Source organism: Phaeobacter sp. JH20_02, assembly GCF_048056915.1.
Taxonomy (GTDB): Bacteria; Pseudomonadota; Alphaproteobacteria; order Rhodobacterales; family Rhodobacteraceae; genus Phaeobacter; species Phaeobacter bryozoorum.
In genome coordinates this window covers 772573-792259 of the sequence record NZ_JAYMVP010000022.1, presented here as the reverse complement: position 1 = coordinate 792259, position 19687 = coordinate 772573, and the positions used below count along the sequence as shown (strand labels likewise).

Below are 19687 nucleotides of genomic sequence, written 5' to 3'. Positions count from 1 at the left end.
TTTGGCGGATGCCGGGCTTAGGCGCCCGACACCTGCACGGAATTGTTCGGGGAAAGGGTAACGGTGCCCATCTTGCGAATGTGGCTTTCGACCACATCCCAGATCTGCGGGCCCTTGGTCCCTTCATTCACGCTGGCCCAGCCGGCAACGATATAGGTCTTGGCCGGGTCAATCGCCTCGCCGGTCTTGAGCAGTGTCATATTGCTGATCCGTTCGCCCTGCGGCTTGGTGATATCGATATGGTAGCCCATGCCACCGACGCGCACCATGTCGCCGCCCTGCTGGTAATAAGGGTCGGGATTGAAAATGTTGTCGGCCACATCCTCCATCACCACCTTCAGGAATTCGCCTGTCATTTCATTGCGATAAGCTGAACCATAGCTCATGGAGGTGACATTCCAGATATCCTCGCGGGTGATGTCATCGCCGGGCAGCAGGGATGGCCCCCAGCGCACCCCGGGCGACAGGGCGATATCAGCCTCCCGTTCGCTCAGCAGCGCATCGCAGATCAGATCATCCCAGGTGCCGTTGAAGTTGCCGCGCCGATAGAGCAGCTCATCAGTCTGGCCGATCACCTCAACCAGGTCTGCCTCATAGGGCGCGCGCTGATCGTCGATCAACTGGGTGATCACCGGATCGGGCGCAATCACATCGGCAAACACTGGGATCAGCTTATGCCGCAGCCCCATCAGCTGGCTGTCACGCACGTCCAGATCCACGCGGGAGACAAATTTACCATTGGACCCAGACGCAACAATGTGGGTCTGACCAACAAGAACCGGTTCCGGCAGCGCATCATGGGTGTGACCGGACAGGATCACGTCAATGCCACTGACCACACCGGCCATTTTCTTATCAACATCAAACCCGTTGTGCGATAGCACCACGACAACATCCGCACCCGCGGCGCGCACCTCATCAACCATGTCCTGCATATGCTCATCACGGATCCCGAAGGAGTATTCCGGGAACATCCAGCCGGGGTTGGCGATTGGCATGTACGGAAATGCCTGACCGATCACGGCAACCTTCGCGCCGCCACGGTCGAAGAACTTATAAGGTTTGAACAGCTCAGCCGGTTCATCCCATTCCGCATCAAAGATATTCTGGCCAAGTGCCGCAAAGGGCAGCCCCTCGACGATCTCATTCACCCGATCCGACCCCAACGTGAACTCCCAATGGAAGGTCATCGCATCCGGCTTCAGCGCGTTCATCACATTGACCATGTCCTGGCCTTCGGTGTGATGACAGGTGTAGGAGCCGTGCCAGGTGTCGCCGCCATCCAGCAGAAGCGCATCGGGGCGGTCGGCGCGGATCGCATTGATAATGGTGGCAACCCGATCCAGCCCCCCGACCCGGCCATACCCCTGCGCAAGCGACGCAAAATCATTATAGGTCAGTGCATAAGCTGAGGGGCTGCCATCGGCGATCCCATAGGCCTTGCGGAAATCCGCGCCGGTGATATGGGGCACATGGCCCTTGTTGTCACCAACCCCAAGGTTGATCGAAGGTTCGCGAAAATAGATCGGCTTCAGCTGGGCGTGGATATCGGTGACATGGATCAGACTGATATTGCCATAGGTATCAAATTGCAGAAGCTGGTCCTGCGTCAGACGTTGCTGAGCCGCCAGCCGACCCCAGTTGCCAAAACCAGAGGCGCCAACCAGCGCTGAGGCTGCCATGGAGACCTGCAAGAAATCACGCCGCGAGATCATTGGGTTATCTTTCTACTGAGACACACGATACATTCGCATGTTTGAATGAAACGAGAGGAAACGCGCCCCGCACCATTTCTGATACGGGGCTGCGCAAATCAGTTGCGGACAGACGGCGCCTCGACCGAGAGACCGTTGCCACGCGACGCGACATACAGCTCCAGAGCCACGAACTCAGCCGAACCCGGTTTGTAAGTCTCTGCACGGGTGTCACGTACACAGCCTTTGAACCGCGCATGGGCCGTGTTCAGCTTGGTGTTCTTCAAGCGATAGACCGGGAAGCCATTGATCTGGCCCTGGCTCAGATGGTCGGCACGGATCATGTTGCCATAGTTATCTTCATGGCAATTGGCGCAGGAGAGTTCCAGCTGGCCAGTGCGGGTGTAGTAGAGCTCCTTGCCCTGCTCCCAAGTAGATTGGGCCGGGCCGTCGATGGCCACGTTGACCGGCATGCCACGCGATTGCACTGAAATCAGCGCCTCCATGGCCGCCATCTTGCCGCTGGTGTATTTCCACTTCTCCGCGCCCATCTGGTTCTCGCGGCAGTCGTTGATCTGCATGACGAGGGTACGCATCTCGCCTGCATCCTCGTTCCACTTGGGGTAAACCGCGCGGACGCCGACCATGCTCTCTTCGACATCGTCGTGGCAGGAGGCGCAGGATTTCTCCGCGGTGCCTTCAACCTTGGACCATGCGTCCATTGCCTGATCGACAAAGACCATTGCAGGGTTGTCAAAATCATCCATCTGCAGTGCCTGCGTCTCATCCGAGCGGAAATGCCAGCCTGACATCACCTCGTCCAGCACATCAGCAACATGCGCGGGTGCGGCGGTCTTGGTGACCATTTCGATCTCGTCATTGACGACCAGCGTATCATCATCCGCCTCGGCAAAGGCGGTAACGGGCAAGGCCAGCGCCATGGCAATTGCGGTGATTGCCTTATTATTCATCTTGTTTCCTCCCTTGGGTGGTCGTCCCGCCCGGCGTTCCGGACAGGGCGTTTGCCTATGGATCCGGAAGGGATCAGCCGATCGCGATCGGTTTTTGTTCCGTGTAGACAGAACCGTCATCGTCGTACCAGGTGAAGACGAATTCACCCGCCTCGGGGACGGTGGCGTCGAACTGGAAGTAAGGGTTGGTGGAAATGGCGGGTTCCATGGCCACATCAACAACGGACTGACCGTTAAACTCGCAGGTAAAGCGATTGATGATCGACCGCGGAATGACGTTGCCTTCCTTGTCCTTGCGCTGACCGCTTTCCATGTTGTGGCTGATCAGCGTCTTGATGGTCACCGCTTCGCCTGCGGCTGCTTTCTTCGGGACTTTGACGCGGGGTTTTACACCGGATGCCATGTCGTTAACTCCTGATATCTATGGGGCGAACCTGACGGACAGGTCGCGCTTAGCCGCCGCAGCCGCCGATGGTCACCTTGACGGTCGCGCTTGCCTTGGCAAAGCTGCCGTCGGCCATTTTGGCAACCGCCACAATGTCTTGCGTACCTGCGAGGCGAATCCGTGTGGCGGCTGACTGGCTGGCAGCCAACGGACCAAAGGTAAAGGTCGCGACGCCCGGGGTCGGGTTGCCGGTCGCCAGGATCATGATGGCGGAAGCACCGGGCGCATCGACCTCGATCGGTACGGTATTGCCGTTTTCGGCGATTTCGGGCGCGGTCAGTGTCAGGCCGGTGTCGGCCATATCAGCGCCACCCGTGAACTCTGCAATCCGATCCTCGGCTGCAGCAACGACACGCAAGGGCAGCATGGTCAGGGCAGCGGCCCCAAGGCCAAGGCCAAGTGTGTCGCGACGTGAGAACTCCATCGTATGTCTCCTTTGACGTTGATGGCGCAAAAGATCCCGGTCCTTTGCGTCAGTCTTCTTTCAGGGTCGCAAGGAATGCGACCACATCTTCGATTTCCTGGGCGGTCAGGATCGGCGGCAGCGGCTCGGTCCCCGCCTCGCCCGTGTAGGCATCGCCCGGCCGGATGAAGCCATCGACCTTGTAAAAGGCGGGCATCATCGTGCCGTCGAATGTCATCTTGGCATTGGCCACCAGACCGCGCAGCTCCGCCTCGCTCCAGCGGCTGCCGGCACCATCCAGCGCAGGGCCGATTTCACCGTGAAACGGCACATCCGACAGCGCGGACACCTGATGGCAGGCCACGCAATTGCCCTTGGATTTATCGCCAACCAGCAATGCGCCGCTGGCGGCATCCCCGGCAGCTCCGCTGAGCGATACGGCAACAGCGCCGTCGTCGTCATAGGCGACCTCTTTCGGCGCGATCTCAGCGGCAAACGCAACTGTCCCGGCCAGACAGGCTGCCAGTGTCAGAGATATTTGCTTCATGTTTCCTCCCATTGGCTCCCACGCGCTTTGGCGTGCTTCGCTGGCGTTTACCCTAGGCGACCTCACCCGGCTAACGCAACATCAAATTCAGTAATTTGAATTTCATTATGTCGTTTCGACCGTTCAACCTATCCGGCCTCGTCTGCCCGACGGCACGCAGGCAAGGCCATCTTTGCTGCAAAGACGATCAAACCACCGGTATCAATCGGTGGAGCCGTTGTTCCGTTCCTGGATGCGGCGGGCATGGTAACGTTGAAAATCTTCTCCGTTATCAAGCAAATAGCGCTCTTCGTTCACCCATGTGAACATATCGAGCGTAGTGCCGACCCCAAAGGCACCGGGCATGATCGCCACCGCGGCCTGCGGCGCCGGAATCTCGGGCACCTCCTGCGGCAGGAACATCATTGTCGGGGTAAACAGAACGCCCCATTTTCGGGCCATGTCCTTCTCCGACAGGGTTTCACCGTCAAAATCCGTCACTTCGACATCGCCATATAGATTGAGCTGCACCACAAAGAAATTGTCGCCGATGTAGGTCCCGACCTCGGGTGTCGGGAACACCTCCTCGTGCATCTTGGTACAATAGACACAGCCCCTTTGTTCAAAGAACAGCACCAGCCGCTTGCCCTCGGCATTGGCCTCGTCCAGATCCTCGCGCAGATCCTTGAAGGTCTCGCGCATCCAGGGGGTCTTGTGCAGGCCATCATCGCCGAGCTCCACCGCCCCCGCAGAGCCGACACACAGCAGCCACAACAGTCCGATCATTAGTCGTTTCATCTCTTACCCTCCCAATACGGCCGCCATTCTGGGCCGCTCAGCCGATACTTGCAAAACCCGGGAACCACCGGATCATAGCCTCGGCAATATAACGCACGCTGCCCGTGGCGATCAGAACCGCAAAGATGATGAGCATGACGCCCATCCCCTTTTCCACCCAGGCAAAGGCAGACCGGTGGCGGGCCACAAACCTAAGAAAAGGCCCGGCAAACAGCGCCGCTACCACAAAGGGCGCGGTCATCGCCGCGCCGTAGACCAGCAACAGCAGCCCGCCGCGCCAGATATCGCCAAGGCCAGAGGCAATCATCAGGATCGAGGCCAGGGCCGGCCCCACGCAGGGTGTCCAGCCAAAGCCAAAGGCCAATCCCATCAAATAGGCGCCAGCCAAGGTCGCGGGCGGCGCGGTGCTTTCGATCCGAGCCTCGCGATAAAGCAGTGGAATCCGCAGGACCCCCAGAAAATGCAGCCCAAAGACCAGCAGCAATACCGCAGCGCCATAGGCCAGCACATCCATATATTGGCCAAACACCTGCCCCAGTGCGGTGGCTCCCATTCCCATCAGCACGAAGACAGTGGTCACCCCTGCGGCGAAGCAGATCGACGCCAGCACAAGGCGCCGCCGCGCGCCCAAAGCGATCTCGCCGTCGCTGCGCAGCTCCGCGATGGAAAGCCCCCCCATATAGGAGAGGTAAAACGGCACCATGGGCAGCACGCAGGGCGTGAAGAATGACAATAGCCCCGCAACAAGCGCTCCGAACAAAGAGATTTCCAGCATGTATCAAGGCCCCTTGCCATCTTCTGCGTTCGAACCAGACAAGACCACAGTTGCCGATCCACATCGCGCCGAGAAGTATCTTCTGTCGGCTGCTGGCGGTCGATCTCCGTGTGCAAGCCGCGATTGCCCAAATCAGGCACAGCTCCAACAAGATGCGCGGGCCGCCGGTCACCCCGGTAGAAACTTGTACTATTCACATATTCAAATTACGTAGTACATATAGACACCCTTCATGCCGACCCGTCAATCACCGGCCGTGGCTCAGACATCGTACTTCACGGCCCCCACACAGATCATCGAGACAAATCGCATCATGGCCTTTTCTTCGCTGACCTCCCTGCCCTATCGCAGCTGCCGCGCCGCTGCCTCGGCGCTGGCAAAGGTCGCTGTCATGGCGGCATTGCCGCTGATCGCATCGGCCAGCGATGCCGCAGAGCTGGTGATGGTCGAGCAGCCGGGCTGCGCCTGGTGCGAACGCTGGGACGCGGAGATTGCGCCGATCTATCCAAAGACCGCCGAAGGCACCTTTGCCCCGCTGCGCCGGGCAGATTTGCGCGACATGCCGAAAGATCTGACGCTGTCACGGCGGGTCACATTCACGCCAACCTTCTTGATCGTTGAGGGCGGCCATGAGATGGCGAGACTGGAAGGCTATCCGGGAGAGGATTTCTTCTGGCCGCTGATTTCCGGTCTGCTGCAGGCGCACGCAGGCTTTGTCCCGCCCGCTGCCGAGCAACCAGACGCGGGACACGCCCCCGACCAGCAGCCCGCCCCGATGGCCACCAATGGTTGAACCAGGAGAGAACACCGATATGGCCCTGCCACAGTTTTCCGCCGATATGGCCCCCGAAGATCTCGATACGATGGTGGACAATGCCACCCGCGCCTCGAATTTTCTGAAGGCGATCAGCCACGAGGGACGCCTGATGATCCTGTGCCATCTGGTGTCGGGTGAAAAATCGGTGACCGAGCTGGAAGAGCTGCTCTCCGCACGTCAGGCGGCGGTTTCCCAACAGCTGTCACGCCTGCGTCTGGAAGGTCTGGTCATTCCACGCCGTGAGGGCAAGGCGATCTATTACCGGCTGGCAGATGATCGTCCGCGCCGGATCCTGGAAGTGGTCTACGAGCTGTTCTGCAAGGAGGACTGACCGACGACCGGTCGGCCCGGCCACACTGGCAGCGGAACCTTCAGCCGCCAGCCCCGCAGCTCTTTCACCGGCGGAACCCGCACAAGATGCCCACCCCCCTGTCCGACCTCCTGAGCGATACGCAACTGACCGCCCTGCTGGGGGTGTTTGGCGGCGTCCTGCTGGGATTGGCGGCGCGGCTGGGGCGGTTCTGCACGCTGGGCGCCATCGAGGATCTGCTCTATGGCGGCTCGTCCCTGCGTCTGCGGATGTGGGGCATGGCAATCGGCATGGCAATCCTGGGAAGTTTTGGCCTCATGGCTCTAGGCTGGCTGGACCCGGCGCAGTCGCAATATCTTGCCATTCGCTGGATGCCGCTGGCCTCTATCGGCGGCGGCCTATTATTTGGCTATGGCATGGCCCTGAGCGGGATGTGCGGCTATGGTGCCATAGCCCGGCTCGGCGGCGGCGATCTGCGCAGCTTTGTCATCGTGCTGGTGATGGGCGTATCGACCTTTGTCGTGCTGACAGGCCCTCTCGCCCCGCTGCGCAACCTGTTTTTCCGGCAACAGAGCATCACCGATGATCTGCCCGCCGGCATCGCCCATCATCTGGCCAACCATCTTGGAGCGTCGGTCAGCGCTATCGGCCTAGCCATCGGCGGTGCGATCCTGCTGATATCCATCCTCGGGCGTGAGGTGCGCGAGTCTCCGGCCGCTATTGGCTGGGCTGCGCTGGTGGCGTTTGCCATCATCAGCGGCTGGGCAGGTAGCAGCCATATCGCGCGGACGGGGTTTGACGCGATACCTCTGGTCTCGCATTCCTTCTCCGCGCCGCTTGGCGAAACCATCATGTGGACAATGACCGGCAGCCTGCGGCCGATCAGCTTTGCCGTCGGCTCGGTCAGCGGCGTCTGGCTCGGTGCCTTTATCGGTTCGCTGATCAAGGGGCATTTCCGCTGGGAGGCCTGCGACGACCCGCGCGAGCTGCGCCGCCAGATCATCGGGGCCGCGATCATGGGGGGCGGCGCGGTCCTTGCAATGGGCTGCACGGTCGGCCAGGGGCTGAGCGCCTTTTCGCTGTTGTCGATTTCTGCCCCGGTGACCTTTCTGTCGATCTTTGCCGGGGCCGCTGTTGGGCTGCGCCAGCTGATCACCGGTTTTCGCCGCGCCGCCTGACTGTACCGCCTGGCTGCACCACCTGACTGCCCTGCCGCGTGGCTCGCACCGGCTGCACGACAATGTGACTGCGGTGCAGCCGCCGAGGCATTAACCTCGTAAGCAACGACAGGAGATCACCGCCATGTTTCAAAACGTGATGGGTCCGATGCCCCCCCGCCGCAGCCATCTGTTCGCTGCGGCACTGGCCTTCGTGCTGCTTGCCGCAACAGGGTCACATACGATGGTTGCGACCGCCGCACCGCTGGCCAAGCGCCAGGGCTGGGCCGTTCACCAGACCCGCAAGCCCTACCCGCAGCTGGTCGAAGATGTGATTGCGGCGACGAAGGCGCAGGGTCTTGTCGTGGTGACGCAGGCCGGGCCGACCAAGGCCGCTGCGGCCCGTGGCATTACCATACCCGGCAACCGGGTGATCGGTGTTTTCAACAATGACTATGCGGTGCGGGTCCTCAGCCATTCCACCGCCGCAATGATTGAAGCCCCGATCCGCCTTTATGTGACCGAAGGCGAAGATGGCTTGGCGACGCTTTCTTATAAAACCGCAACCCATGTCTTTGCCCCCTATCTCGATGAAGGCGGGGCTGATCTCGCCGATATCGCGGCAGAGCTGGACCAACATCTTGATGCCATTGCGCAAAATGCGGCGCGCTCGGCGCCTTGACGCTCACACCCGCGTGAGGAGGCTTGCAACCTTGCCCGGTTCCGGCAATTTGGCGGCACTTGTTCACGAAGGGTGGATTTCATGACACAGACCGACACCGCGGCTGCGACGGCCACAGAACCATTGCGCGCGGCGGATGTGCTGGCCCGGCGACTATATGCCGCCGGATGCCGCCATGCCTTCGGCATGCCCGGTGGCGAAGTGCTGACGCTTGTCGATGCGCTGACCAAGGCGGGCATCCGCTTTCACCTTGCCAAACACGAGAACAGCGCCGGTTTCATGGGCGAAGGCGTGCACCACAGCGATGGCGCACCGGTTATCCTTGTGGCCACGCTGGGCCCGGGGGCGCTCAATGGGGTGAACGTTGTCGCCAATGCGCATCAGGACCGGGTGCCGATGCTGGTGCTGACAGGATGTGTGGATGCGGCGGAAGCGGCCACCTATACCCATCAGGTACTGGACCACCAGGCGGTTTTTGCCCCGATCACCAAGGCCAGCTATCGCCTCGACGCCGAGGCTGCGGGTGTGATCGCCGACAAGGCGGTGCGGATCGCAACCGCGCCGCGCAATGGGCCGGTGCATATCGATGTGCCGATCTCCGTCGCCGATTCCCCTGCCGGCACCCACCGTCCTTGCCTCGCGCCTGCCAGAGCAACGCAACCGCAGCCCGCTGACCTGGCGCAGGCGCGCGCGTGGCTTACCGAGGCCGAGCGCCCGCTGGCGGTGATCGGTCTTGACGCTGTTGCCGAGGCCGCATCCGCGCCGCTTCTGGCCTTTCTCGAACACTACCAGATCCCTTTTGTAACCAGCTACAAGGCCAAGGGCATCCTGCCTGAGAAGCACCCGCTTTGCCTTGGCGGCGCCGGGCTGTCGCCGCTCGCCGATCGTCACCTGCTGCCGCTGGTGCGCGAGGCCGATCTGGTTCTTGCGCTGGGGTACGATCCAATCGAGATGCGCCCGGGCTGGCGCAACGCCTGGGATTGTTCCCGCCAGCGGGTGATTGATATCTGCGCCGAGGACAACACCCACTACATGCACGCGGCCACTCTGACGCTGGTTGCCGGTCTTGCGCCCAGTCTGCGTGCCCTGACGGTTGGGGCGCAGCTCGCCGATGACACACAGCCGTCCCCGCAGCGCTGGCCCGAAGGTCAGCCTGAGGTGGCCCGGGCAGCCCTTCGCTCCGCCTTCACCCCGCAGGCGGACTGGGGACCCGCTGCGATCGTTGCCGAATGTCAGGCCACCCTGCCCGGCGATACGCTGGCGACGGCAGACAGCGGCGCCCATCGGATCTTGCTCTCGCAGATGTGGAGCTGCCATGAGCCTCGCGCCCTGATCCAATCCTCGGGCCTCTGCACCATGGGCTGCGCGGTGCCGATGGCCATCGGCCGCAAACTGGCAGAGCCGCAGCGCACGGTTGTCAGCTTCTCCGGTGATGCGGGTTTCCTGATGGTGGCGGGCGAGTTGTCCACCGCCGCCGAGCTTGGCGTTGCACCGATCTTTGTTGTCTTCGCCGATGCCAGCCTCGCATTGATCGATCTGAAGCAGCGACAGCGACGGCTGGATAACGCTGGCGTCGACTTCGGCCAGCACGACTTTGCCGCGATGGGCCGGGCCTTTGGCGGCCATGGCGTCAGGGTCCGCGACCGCGCAGGCCTGCGCGCTGCCTTGCAAGAGGCACAGCAGGCCGAGCGTTTCACCGTCATTGCCGCAGAATTCGAGCGGGAGGCCTATGATGGGCTCATCTGACCGGACATCCGAAGCCAAGCTGCCTCATGGCCCGCTGACCGGCATCAAGGTGCTGGACCTGTCCCGCATTCTGGCAGGGCCGACCTGCACCCAGATGCTGGGAGATCTGGGGGCCAGTGTGCTCAAGGTCGAAAACCCGCGAACCGGGGGCGATGACACCCGGCAGTGGGGGCCGCCCTATGTGGTGGATGGAGACGGTCACCAGTCGGATCTGTCGGCCTATTTCATGGCCGCAAACCGCAATAAGCGTTCGGTTGAGGTGGACATCGCCACGGCCGAGGGCCAGCAGGTCATACGTCGTCTCGCCGCCGAAGCCGATATTCTGCTGGAAAACTTCAAACCCGGTGGGCTTGCCAAATACGGCCTCGACTACGAGAGCCTCCACGCAGAGTTCCCGCATCTGGTCTATGGTTCGATCTCCGGCTACGGCCAGACTGGACCCAATGCCCATAAACCCGGCTATGACCTGATGGCACAGGGCTATGGCGGGATCATGTCGCTCACCGGTGAGCCTGAGGGCCGACCGATGAAGGTTGGCGTCGGCATCGCCGACGTAATGTGCGGCATGTATGCCTGTGTCGGCATCCTCGCAGCGCTGCGCCACAAGGAACAGACCGGCGAAGGCCAGCAGGTCGATATCGCGCTGGTGGATGCGCAGATCGCCTGGCTGATCAACGAAGGTGTGGCAACACTCAACACTGGCAGCGCCCCCAAACGGCGCGGTAATGAGCATCCCAGCATCGTGCCATATGGGTTATATGAGACCTCAGATGGCCATGTGATCCTCGCGGTCGGCAATGACGCGCAATTTGGCCGCTTCCTATCTTTTCTCGGTCTGGACGGGCTGGCGCGGGACTCGCGCTTTGCAACCAACCCGGCCCGCTTGCAGCACCGCGACGCGCTCGCCGACATCCTGGTACCGGCGCTGCGCCAATACTGCACCGATGAGGTGATCGCCGCGATGGAGGCCCGCAAGGTGACAGCAGGACCGGTGCAGACGCTCGATCAGGTTTTTGCCTCTGATCAGGTGGCGGCGCGGGATATGACAATTGAAATGTCCTCGGCGGCGGGGCCGGTGCGGTTGCTTGGCAATCCGCTCAAATTCTCCCGGACGCCGGTGACCTACCGCCATGCGCCTCCAATCTGCGGTGCAGACAGCGACCTCCTAGCCAGGACCGCGGACCCGTTTTCGGAAGACGACAACTAAGACAGCGGCGCGCCGCCACCGAGAACAGGCAGAAGCCCCATCACCCGGGGGCGACTGCCTGCTCAATATCTCTGCTATCCCCTTAAGACACCGCAGAAAACGCCTGTTTCTCGGGCTTGCAACCGGCAGGATCTGGCCGAGTGTTACAGAAACTGGCGGTCTTCGGCCAAAGTCGCGCTGCACGGGCTTGCCAGATTACAAAAAATGCGGGAAATCGCTGTCAATCAATATGGTTGGCCCATTAATCCGGCGAGATTGCACACGCCGCTTCACCAAACCGCGAGCGGGCATCGCGAGACGCGCGGCCGTGCTTTAGGCTCGACGACAAAGCACCTCTGCTTTCGTTTTTGACACGGATCGGACAAACGATGATGCAAGATATTTTTGGCCAGGACACCAGCCTGACAAACGCCGCGGCGCTCGAGAACTGGAACTGCGTTCAGATGGGGGTGTTGTCTCACGGCGCTGCCGCGCCGCAACATCTGGGCGCCCTGCTGGAGGCTGCACCGGAGTTTGCCATGGCCCAGGCGGCCAAGGGCATGTTTGTGCTGCTGCTGGGTCGGGCAGAACTGATGCAGGCCGCACGCGACGCCTATGCTGCGGCCAAGGCCGCCGAGGATGGTGCATTGCCACGCGAACGCCACTATATCGCGGCGCTCGGTGCCTGGCTGGAGGGCCGTCCATCGCTGGCGATTGCAGAGATGGAGACCGTGCTGCGCAGCCACCCCGAGGACGCGCTGGCGATGAAGCTGAGCCACGCGATCCGCTTCATCCTGGGCGACAGCGCCGGTATGCGCCGGTCGATCGAGCGGGTCCTGCCCGCCTATGCGCCGGATCACGCCGGACGCGGTTACCTGCTTGGATGCCACGCCTTTTCGCTTGAGGAAACCGGCGCTTATGACCTAGCCGAAGCAACCGGGCGTCAGGCGCTCTGGATGGCACCGGATGATGCCTGGGGCCTGCATGCGGTGGCCCATGTCCATGATATGACGGGCAACTCACGTGCCGGGCTTGACTGGCTGACCGGTCGCGAAGAGGCCTGGGCACATTGCAACAACTTTCGCTACCACGTCTGGTGGCACAAGGCGCTGATGCATCTGGATCAGGGGCAGACCGAACAGGTGCTGGCGCTATACGATCACGAGATCCGCAAAGACAAAACCGATGATTACCGTGACATTTCCAACGCCACCTCACTGCTGATGCGGCTGGAGCTGGAGGGCGTTGCAATCGGTGACCGCTGGGAAGAACTCGCAGAACTCTGTGCCAACCGGACCGAAGACGGCTGCCTGATCTTTGCTGATCTTCACTATCTTCTTGCCCTGGTGGGCGATGATCGCAAGGTTGAGGCTGGCCAGCTGGTGCAGCGGATTCACGCTGATGCGCGTCGCGGCGCCAGCGAGAGCGATGGCCGCATGGCAACGCCAGGCTGCGGCCTTGCGCTGGGGCTCGAGGCCTTTGGCGAAGGTAACTACAGCGAAGCCTTCGGCTATCTCGCCAGCGGACGCAGTTCCCTGCAACTGGCAGGGGGCAGCCATGCCCAGCGGGACGTTTTCGAACGCGTGACCATTGATGCGGGCATCCGCGCGGGGCGTCTGGACGCGGTGGAGGCCATCCTCAACGAACGGCGCGCCCAGCGGGGCGGCGCCGAGGACAGCTATGCACAGGCGCGCCGTGCACTGATCGCTGCCGGACGTGGCGCGCCCTGCGCGCAAAGCGTCCCGGCAGAATAACAAAAGTAAGGACACAACAGCCTATGGCGACCATCTCGCCCTTTCCCGGTGCCAAGGGCACCGAGACCACTCCAGTGGCCAATCGCCCGGTTGCCCCGCAATCGGACGCGCAGACCCGCGCGCTTCGCGATCCCCGGCTGGATTTCTACCGCGGCATTGCGATGTTCATCATCCTGTGCGCTCATATTCCCGGGAACCGCTGGACCGGCTGGATTCCGGCCCGGTTTGGCTTCTCCGACGCGACGGAGATCTTTGTCTTCTGTTCGGGCATGGCCTCGGCCATCGCCTTTGGCGGCACCTTTGCCCGCCGCGGCTGGCTGATTGGCAGCGCGCGCGTGGTGTTTCGCTGCTGGCAAGTCTACTGGGCCCATATCGGCCTGTTTGTCTTTCTCGCCACCACCATGGCGGCGCTGGATCTCTACGGGGCTTTTGACAAGAGCTATATTGCCTCGCTGAACCTGTTGCCGTTCTTTGAAAACCCGGTGCCGCAGCTGGTTGGGCTGATGACGCTCAGCTACGTGCCAAACTACTTTGACATTCTGCCGATGTATCTCGTCGTGTTGGGGCTGATGCCGCTGATGATGGGGCTGGAACGCGTCGGCGTCTGGGCTGTGGCGGCCACCTCGATCGCGATCTGGCTGCTGGCCAACCCGTATATGATTGGCCTCGGGCCGAATGGGCTGTCGCTCTCCGCCGAACCCTGGTCGAGCCGCGAATGGTTTTTCAACCCCTTTGGCTGGCAGCTGCTGTTCTTCACCGGCTTTGCCTTCATGAAAGGCTGGCTGCCCGCCCCGCCGGTCTCACGCGGACTGATGATCATAGCCACGGCCTATCTGCTCCTGCTAGCGCCCTTCGGCTCCTGGAAAGTCTTCCTCTGGGTCGAAGCCTGGAACACCGGTCTGGCGGAGCTGATCCGACCGACCTGGCAGCTGACAGCCGAATGGCGGGAAAAAACCGACTTTGGCCTTTTGCGCTATGGCCATTTCCTGTCGCTGGCCTACCTCGGCTGGGTGGTTGCGGGTGAAGGCGGTCGCCGTCTGATCGCCTCCGGGCAATCCACGCCCGCCCGGATCTGGGCCGTGCTGCTGTCGCTGATCACCAAAGTCGGTCAGCAATCGCTTGCGGTCTTTGTGTTTTCCATGGCGCTGGCCCGGTTGCTGGGCTTTGCCATGGATCTCACCGACAGGTCGATCATGACCACTGCATTTTTTAACCTCACCGGGTTTGGCCTGATCATCGGCTGCGCCTATATCGCTGCCTGGTTCAAATCACATCCATGGAAAACCAAGAGATGAAAGAATTCTCGCGACGCACCTTTCTGGCAACCGCCCTGGCCAGCACGGCCCCGCTTGCGCTTGCCGCGCTGACCTCGCCTGCGCGTGCGACCGGAGGCCCTGCATTCTCGCGCGAAACGGTTGTGGCGCTGGCGCGCGAGTTGGCGGCCGCCCCTTACGCGCCCCGCCCCAGCGTGCCGCAGGACTGGCAGGAGCAGACCTATGAGGAATACCAGACCCGCTGGTTCCGCAGCCGCGATGCGCTCTGGTCGAAGACCCCGCGCAGCTACAATGTCGATTTCTTTCTGCCCGGCCTTTATTTCCCGCGCCCGGTCGAGATCTACACCGTGGAAAACGGCCTCGCCCAGCCGGTGGCCTTTGACCTCTCGCTGTTTGACAAAACCGACAAAGCCCCCGACCTGAGCGTCGACGACAGCCTCGGCTACTCCGGTTTCCGGCTGCGGACCGATCTGAAGGAACCCGGCAAGAAAACGGAATTCTGCGTATTCCAGGGCGCGAGTTATTTCCGGGCCATCGGGGCTGCACATACCTATGGGTTGTCGGCGCGCGGCCTGGCGGTGAATACCGCTACCTCCAAGGGCGAAGAATTCCCTGAATTCATTGCCTTCTGGCTCGAAGCTCCAGTTCCCGGCCAAAAGAACATGATCGTCCATGCGCTGATGGATTCGCCGTCTGTCACCGGGGCCTACCGGTTTGACATACTGCCGGGGCAAGACACGGTGATGGATGTCGAGGCGCGCCTGTTTGCACGTGCGGAACTGGACAATATCGGGCTTGGACCACTCACCTCGATGTTCCTGTTTGATCAGACCAATCGCAACCGGTTTGACGATTTCCGCCCTGCGGTTCACGACAGCGACGGTCTGCTGGTGGTCAACGGCAACGGCGAGACCCTGTGGCGCCCACTGGCCAACCCCAAGACGCTGCAGCTGTCGTCCTTTGTCGATGAAAACCCGCGTGGCTTTGGCCTGATGCAGCGCCCGCGGCTGCTGTCTGATTATGAGGATCTGGAAGCGCATTATCACCAGCGCCCGGCGCTCTGGGTTGAGCCGAAGGGTGATTGGGGCAAAGGCGCCGTTACGCTGGTCGAAATCCCGGCGGACAAGGAAATCTACGACAATATCGTGGCCTATTGGCGCCCCCGCGACAGCTACGCCCCTGGCTCAGAGATTGCCATTGACTATCGGCTGACCTGGGGCAACGGCCCGGATCTGCCGGTGCCACAGGTGATCAACACCGCCGCGGGCGCGCGCATCTTTGGTGATCCGGGTCGGATCATCACCATCGATTTCGCCGCCCATCCGCTGTTTGCCGGTGGCGTTGATGATCTAAAGGCGCATATCACGTCACCTCATGTCACCCCAACCGAAGGCGTCTTGCAGCAAAACCCGGAAACTGGCGGGGTGCGGTTGGCCTTTGCCTTTGACCCGGGCGAACGCGACCACGTCGAATTGCGCGCTGAACTGCGAAAGGGTGATCAGCCCGCCTCCGAAGTCTGGCTTTACCGGTGGACCAAATGACCAATTTCTCCCTGACCCCACCGGAACAACCGCTGGCTATGCCAGAGCAGAATTTCGGTGCCCATTTTCAGGATCACGCCTGCCCCTTACCCGGTGACAGCGTGGCAACCGGCGGACAGCCCAGCGAGTCAAGCCAGCGTCAGGTGGCGCTATGGCGTGTTCTGGCCTTCTCTCCAGCGATGGCCGCTACGGGGCTGTTGACCTGGGGTATGAAGGACTGGTTCGCGGCAGACGGGTTTTCCATGCTGGAGGTCGCACTTCTGGTGTTGATCGCGTTCAATTTCTTCTGGATCTGCTTTTCGGTCTCTACCGTTCTTCTGGGTCTCTGGGGCCTGTCCCAGCGCCCCCGCGCGCTGGGACGAGGCCGCCCGCAGCGGATGAAGGTCGCGCTCCTGATGCCGATCTACAACGAGGTCCCCTGGTATGTACTTGGCAATGCCCAATCCATGCTGGAAGAGCTGCACGCCCGCGGCGGTGTCCATGACTATGCAATGTTCATCCTGTCCGACACCCGCGACGATGCCATCGCCGCAGAGGAACGTGCCAGTGTCGAGGCCCTGCGCAGTATGCTCCCCGCAGGGGCCCAGCTCTATTATCGGCGCCGCGATGACAACGCAGGACGCAAGGTCGGCAATATCGCCGACTGGGTACGCCGCTGGGGCGCCGGCTGGGACGCGATGCTGGTGCTCGATGCCGACAGCCTGATGACCGGGCGCGCGATTGCCCATCTGGCCGACGCGCTGGCTCGTGATCCCGGCGCAGGTCTGATCCAGAGCTATCCGCAGCTGATAGGTGCGCATTCCGTCTTTGGCCGGATGCAGCAGTTTGCCAATGGCGTCTACGGCCTGGCTCTGGCCGAAGGTCTGGCGCGCTGGGCAGGGCATGAAGGCAATTACTGGGGGCATAATGCGATCATCCGCACCCGTGCCTTTGCCGCCTGTGCGGGGTTGCCGCCGCTGCGCTCTGTCTTTGGTGGTGAAAAGCTGATCATGAGCCATGATTTCGTGGAGGCCGGGCTGCTGCGTCGCGCCGGTTGGAGCGTGCAGTTCCTGCCCCGCATTCGTGGGTCTTACGAAGAAACTCCGCAGACGCTGATTGACCATGTGCTGCGGGATCGGCGCTGGTGTCAGGGCAATCTACAGCACCTGAACCTGCTCAACGCCAAGGGGTTTCGCGCCTTGTCACGCTTTCATCTGCTGCATGGGGCCATCGGCTACCTGATGGCGCCAGTCTGGTTCGCCCTGCTGGTGATCTGGGCGCTGATCGGACGTGGCGAGGAAGCCTCGGTCCTGACCTATTTCAGTGAAACCAATCCGCTGATGCCCTCCTGGCCGGACATGTCAGAGCCGCGCCATGTGCTGGTGATCCTGCTCATCTATGCCATGCTGCTCGCCCCAAAGCTTCTGGCCGTGGCGGCGCTGCCGATGACCGGGAGCCGCTTCTCCGACTATGGCGGCGCGGGCGCCTTTGCCCTGTCACTGTTGACGGAAATCCTGCTCGCGATCCTTTATGCGCCGATCCTGATGGTTCAGCAGATGATCGCGGTGCTGCGCACCGCCTTTGGCCTCCAAAAGGGATGGGCGCCGCAGGCACGCGACGGTGGCAGCTACTCCTGGCGCACGCTGTTCACCTGCCACGCGCTGGAAACCGTCAGCGGCATCGCGCTGTGGACGGGGATTCTTGCCGGCGTGGTATCCGTCTGGCTATTGCCAATCGCCGTATCGCTGATCCTTGCGGTGCCCCTTTCGGCCCTGTCGGGCGTACCGTTGCAGCGCTTTGCCAAAGCCCTTCTGGCCACCCGTGAGGTCCATAACGAGCCCCGCATCACCCGCATCGCCCGTGCCAGACGGGACAGGTTGCGCCTGGCATTGGAGCGATCCCCCGCCCATCCCACAGCCGCTGAGTAAAAAAGACAGTTCAGGCGAAAATATCCACAATTTGCATTAAATTGAAAATTCCGGCAGGAAACATCAGGTTTCGCCGGAATTTTTTATTGAGAATTCACAGCCGCCTCATCGACGCCATATGTCGCACTACTGCGACAGCGGGCGATCCTCGAACCAATCGGCAAGCCATGCGGCCCAGCCCTCCGGCACCCGGTGCCCGCCGTCGAAAAGCACCACGTCGATATCTGCGCCTGTACCGCAGGCCCATCGGCGCCGCAGGGTGCCACCTTCAGATCCGCTGTGGCTTGGCGCATGTGTCGTGCAGCCGTTGGTATCGCGCCACAGCTCAAGCCCGGCAAAGATATCTCCTTGCTGAAAACGACGATTGCCAAGGTATCGGCCTTCCAGCGGCACCACCTCATCGCGCCATCCATGAGTGTGCATCAAACGCACCGGACCGGTGCAGCTCTCAGGCTGCGGCCGCCAGAAACTGCCCGCAATCGTTGCGTAAGCGGCAAATTGATCGGGGGTTGCACAGGCCAGATAGCTGACCATGAAGGCACCTGCGGAAAATCCTGATAAAACAACGGATTTCCGGTCGATGTTAAACCTATGTTCAGCATCTGCCAGCACCGCCTCAAGAAACGCGGATTCGTCGCGACCACCGAAATCCGGCAAGAACGCCCAAGAGCGAGGGCCACCGGGATTACGCGGCAGCGCCGTGGGGGCGATCACCGCGTAGCCCCGATCGTTCAACCCATCGACCATCGCGCGATTGCGCAGTGCAGCCTCACCCGACCCGCCGTAGCCGTGCAGGAACATCACCGCCGGCAGCGCTTTCTCATCGCCGGTATCCGGCAGCACGATGTGATAGTCGCCCCCGTCAATCTGGCAGGCATCGGCGAGGGGCCCGCATCCAGCCTGTACCGCCGAGCCGAAAAGCAGGCCCGACAGAGCAACGCTTACGCCCGGCCAGAGGCGCCCCATACCTGCTATCACCCGTTTCATCAGCCCTGCCCCGTCCAGCGCGCGACCGGCAGATTGCTGCGCAGCCATCCCGGCCCGGCGGCGGAGCCGAGCATCCCCTCCGGCACGTCGATCACATTTGTATAACCGGCCGCGTCCAGCGCCAGCGTCACCCGGGCGGAGCGCACACCGCGCGCGCAGATCAGGGCCAGCGGCGCGCTGCGATCACCACCGGTGACGCGATCAAGCGCGGCCAGAAAATCCTCACGCCGCATGTCGATCTGATGGCTGCCCACTGGCACACCGCTGGCCCGCCACTCACGCGGTGTGCGGATATCTACCAGGATCAGCTCCCCCGCCTTGGCCCTGGCAAATGCGTCCTCAACCGACAGGCGGGGACGGTCATGGGCCGGGGGTTGCCTGCGCCACCATGTATATCCACCGCCCCCCGCAATGGCGATCCCGGCGAAGGCCACACCGGCCTGAAGCAATCGACGCCGCGAGATCAACGGATCACCCGCCTCCGCCTCAGCTGCCGGGTCACTGTCCGCGCCATCAGTCTGAGGGCCGGAGTTATCTGACCGTTTTGATTGAGAATGCGACATCTGGCCTCTCCCCGCGCTGCCGGCGCCGTCCTACATGACCCAAGACCTAGCAGGTTCCTGCAAAGTGTTCAGCCTGAGACATCCCGCATGGTGATCAAGTTGTTGTCAACCTGACACCGGGCCGCGCCAAATTGCTGCGGCGGGCAAAAAA

General features: G+C 61.9%; 19 protein-coding genes. 10 read left to right on the top strand and 9 right to left on the bottom strand.

The features are described 5' to 3' along the window. Positions 1–17 precede the first annotated feature (17 nt). From soxB to VWY34_RS10515, 7 genes are all read right to left on the bottom strand, one after another. Positions 18–1715: a thiosulfohydrolase SoxB gene (gene soxB / locus VWY34_RS10545; protein WP_416544244.1), complete on the bottom strand. Its 1698-nt coding sequence runs from the start codon at positions 1713–1715 to the stop codon at positions 18–20. A gap of 98 nt (positions 1716–1813) precedes the next feature. After that, the gene (gene soxA / locus VWY34_RS10540) at positions 1814–2665 is read right to left on the bottom strand and encodes a sulfur oxidation c-type cytochrome SoxA (protein WP_416544243.1); all 852 of its coding nucleotides are present in this window, start codon (positions 2663–2665) and stop codon (positions 1814–1816) included. A gap of 73 nt (positions 2666–2738) precedes the next feature. Next, a complete protein-coding gene (gene soxZ, locus VWY34_RS10535; RefSeq protein ID WP_340545304.1) occupies positions 2739–3068 on the bottom strand; it encodes a thiosulfate oxidation carrier complex protein SoxZ in 330 nt (109 codons plus the stop codon). Positions 3069–3117: 49 nt separating this feature from the next. Then, positions 3118–3534 (bottom strand): thiosulfate oxidation carrier protein SoxY, encoded by a 417-nt coding sequence (soxY, locus tag VWY34_RS10530; RefSeq protein WP_340545303.1) that lies wholly within the window; start codon positions 3532–3534, stop codon positions 3118–3120. 49 nt (positions 3535–3583) lie between these two features. After that, complete coding sequence (soxX, locus tag VWY34_RS10525; protein WP_340545302.1) at positions 3584–4060, bottom strand: sulfur oxidation c-type cytochrome SoxX; 477 nt, start codon at positions 4058–4060, stop codon at positions 3584–3586. 201 nt (positions 4061–4261) lie between these two features. Next, positions 4262–4837 (bottom strand): thioredoxin family protein, encoded by a 576-nt coding sequence (locus VWY34_RS10520; protein ID WP_416540306.1) that lies wholly within the window; start codon positions 4835–4837, stop codon positions 4262–4264. A 37-nt stretch (positions 4838–4874) separates the two neighbouring features. Then, positions 4875–5612 carry a cytochrome c biogenesis CcdA family protein gene (locus VWY34_RS10515; protein WP_340545300.1) on the bottom strand — a complete coding sequence of 246 codons (738 nt, stop codon included), beginning with the start codon at positions 5610–5612 and terminating at the stop codon, positions 4875–4877. Positions 5613–5925: 313 nt separating this feature from the next. On the opposite strand from VWY34_RS10515, the gene VWY34_RS10510 reads away from it, so the two are divergent. The 10 genes from VWY34_RS10510 (at position 5926) to mdoH (ending at position 17986) form a co-directional block, all read left to right on the top strand. Then, complete coding sequence (locus tag VWY34_RS10510) at positions 5926–6405, top strand: hypothetical protein (RefSeq protein WP_340546306.1); 480 nt, start codon at positions 5926–5928, stop codon at positions 6403–6405. 19 nt (positions 6406–6424) lie between these two features. Continuing rightward, positions 6425–6760 carry an ArsR/SmtB family transcription factor gene (locus tag VWY34_RS10505; protein ID WP_340546305.1) on the top strand — a complete coding sequence of 112 codons (336 nt, stop codon included), beginning with the start codon at positions 6425–6427 and terminating at the stop codon, positions 6758–6760. An 86-nt stretch (positions 6761–6846) separates the two neighbouring features. Beyond that, positions 6847–7917, top strand: a complete 1071-nt coding sequence (locus tag VWY34_RS10500) for a YeeE/YedE family protein (protein ID WP_416544242.1) — start codon at positions 6847–6849, stop codon at positions 7915–7917. Between the two features lie 223 nt (positions 7918–8140). Next, positions 8141–8578: a DUF302 domain-containing protein gene (locus VWY34_RS10495; RefSeq protein WP_340546304.1), complete on the top strand. Its 438-nt coding sequence runs from the start codon at positions 8141–8143 to the stop codon at positions 8576–8578. A gap of 81 nt (positions 8579–8659) precedes the next feature. After that, positions 8660–10324 carry a thiamine pyrophosphate-binding protein gene (locus VWY34_RS10490; RefSeq protein WP_416536198.1) on the top strand — a complete coding sequence of 555 codons (1665 nt, stop codon included), beginning with the start codon at positions 8660–8662 and terminating at the stop codon, positions 10322–10324. Next, a complete protein-coding gene (locus tag VWY34_RS10485; RefSeq protein WP_416544241.1) occupies positions 10311–11531 on the top strand; it encodes a CaiB/BaiF CoA transferase family protein in 1221 nt (406 codons plus the stop codon). Before VWY34_RS10490 ends, VWY34_RS10485 begins: the two co-directional genes overlap by 14 nt. A 368-nt stretch (positions 11532–11899) precedes the next feature. Next, entirely contained in the window at positions 11900–13264 is a 1365-nt protein-coding gene (locus VWY34_RS10480) for a tetratricopeptide repeat protein (RefSeq protein WP_340545296.1), read from the top strand. A 23-nt stretch (positions 13265–13287) separates the two neighbouring features. Then, on the top strand, positions 13288–14559 hold the full coding sequence (locus VWY34_RS10475; protein WP_416542416.1) for an OpgC family protein: 1272 nt from the start codon (positions 13288–13290) through the stop codon (positions 14557–14559). Continuing rightward, positions 14556–16079 carry a glucan biosynthesis protein gene (locus VWY34_RS10470; RefSeq protein ID WP_416544240.1) on the top strand — a complete coding sequence of 508 codons (1524 nt, stop codon included), beginning with the start codon at positions 14556–14558 and terminating at the stop codon, positions 16077–16079. Before VWY34_RS10475 ends, VWY34_RS10470 begins: the two co-directional genes overlap by 4 nt. After that, positions 16076–17986: a glucans biosynthesis glucosyltransferase MdoH gene (mdoH, locus tag VWY34_RS10465; RefSeq protein ID WP_416536206.1), complete on the top strand. Its 1911-nt coding sequence runs from the start codon at positions 16076–16078 to the stop codon at positions 17984–17986. The genes VWY34_RS10470 and mdoH overlap by 4 nt, the downstream gene beginning before the upstream one ends. Before the next feature lie 126 nt (positions 17987–18112). On the opposite strand, the gene VWY34_RS10460 is transcribed toward mdoH, so the two are convergent. Beyond that, the gene (locus VWY34_RS10460) at positions 18113–18973 is read right to left on the bottom strand and encodes an alpha/beta hydrolase family esterase (RefSeq protein ID WP_416544239.1); all 861 of its coding nucleotides are present in this window, start codon (positions 18971–18973) and stop codon (positions 18113–18115) included. Continuing rightward, entirely contained in the window at positions 18973–19536 is a 564-nt protein-coding gene (locus tag VWY34_RS10455) for a rhodanese-like domain-containing protein (protein WP_416536210.1), read from the bottom strand. The genes VWY34_RS10460 and VWY34_RS10455 overlap by 1 nt, the downstream gene beginning before the upstream one ends. Between the last annotated feature and the right edge of the window lie 151 nt (positions 19537–19687).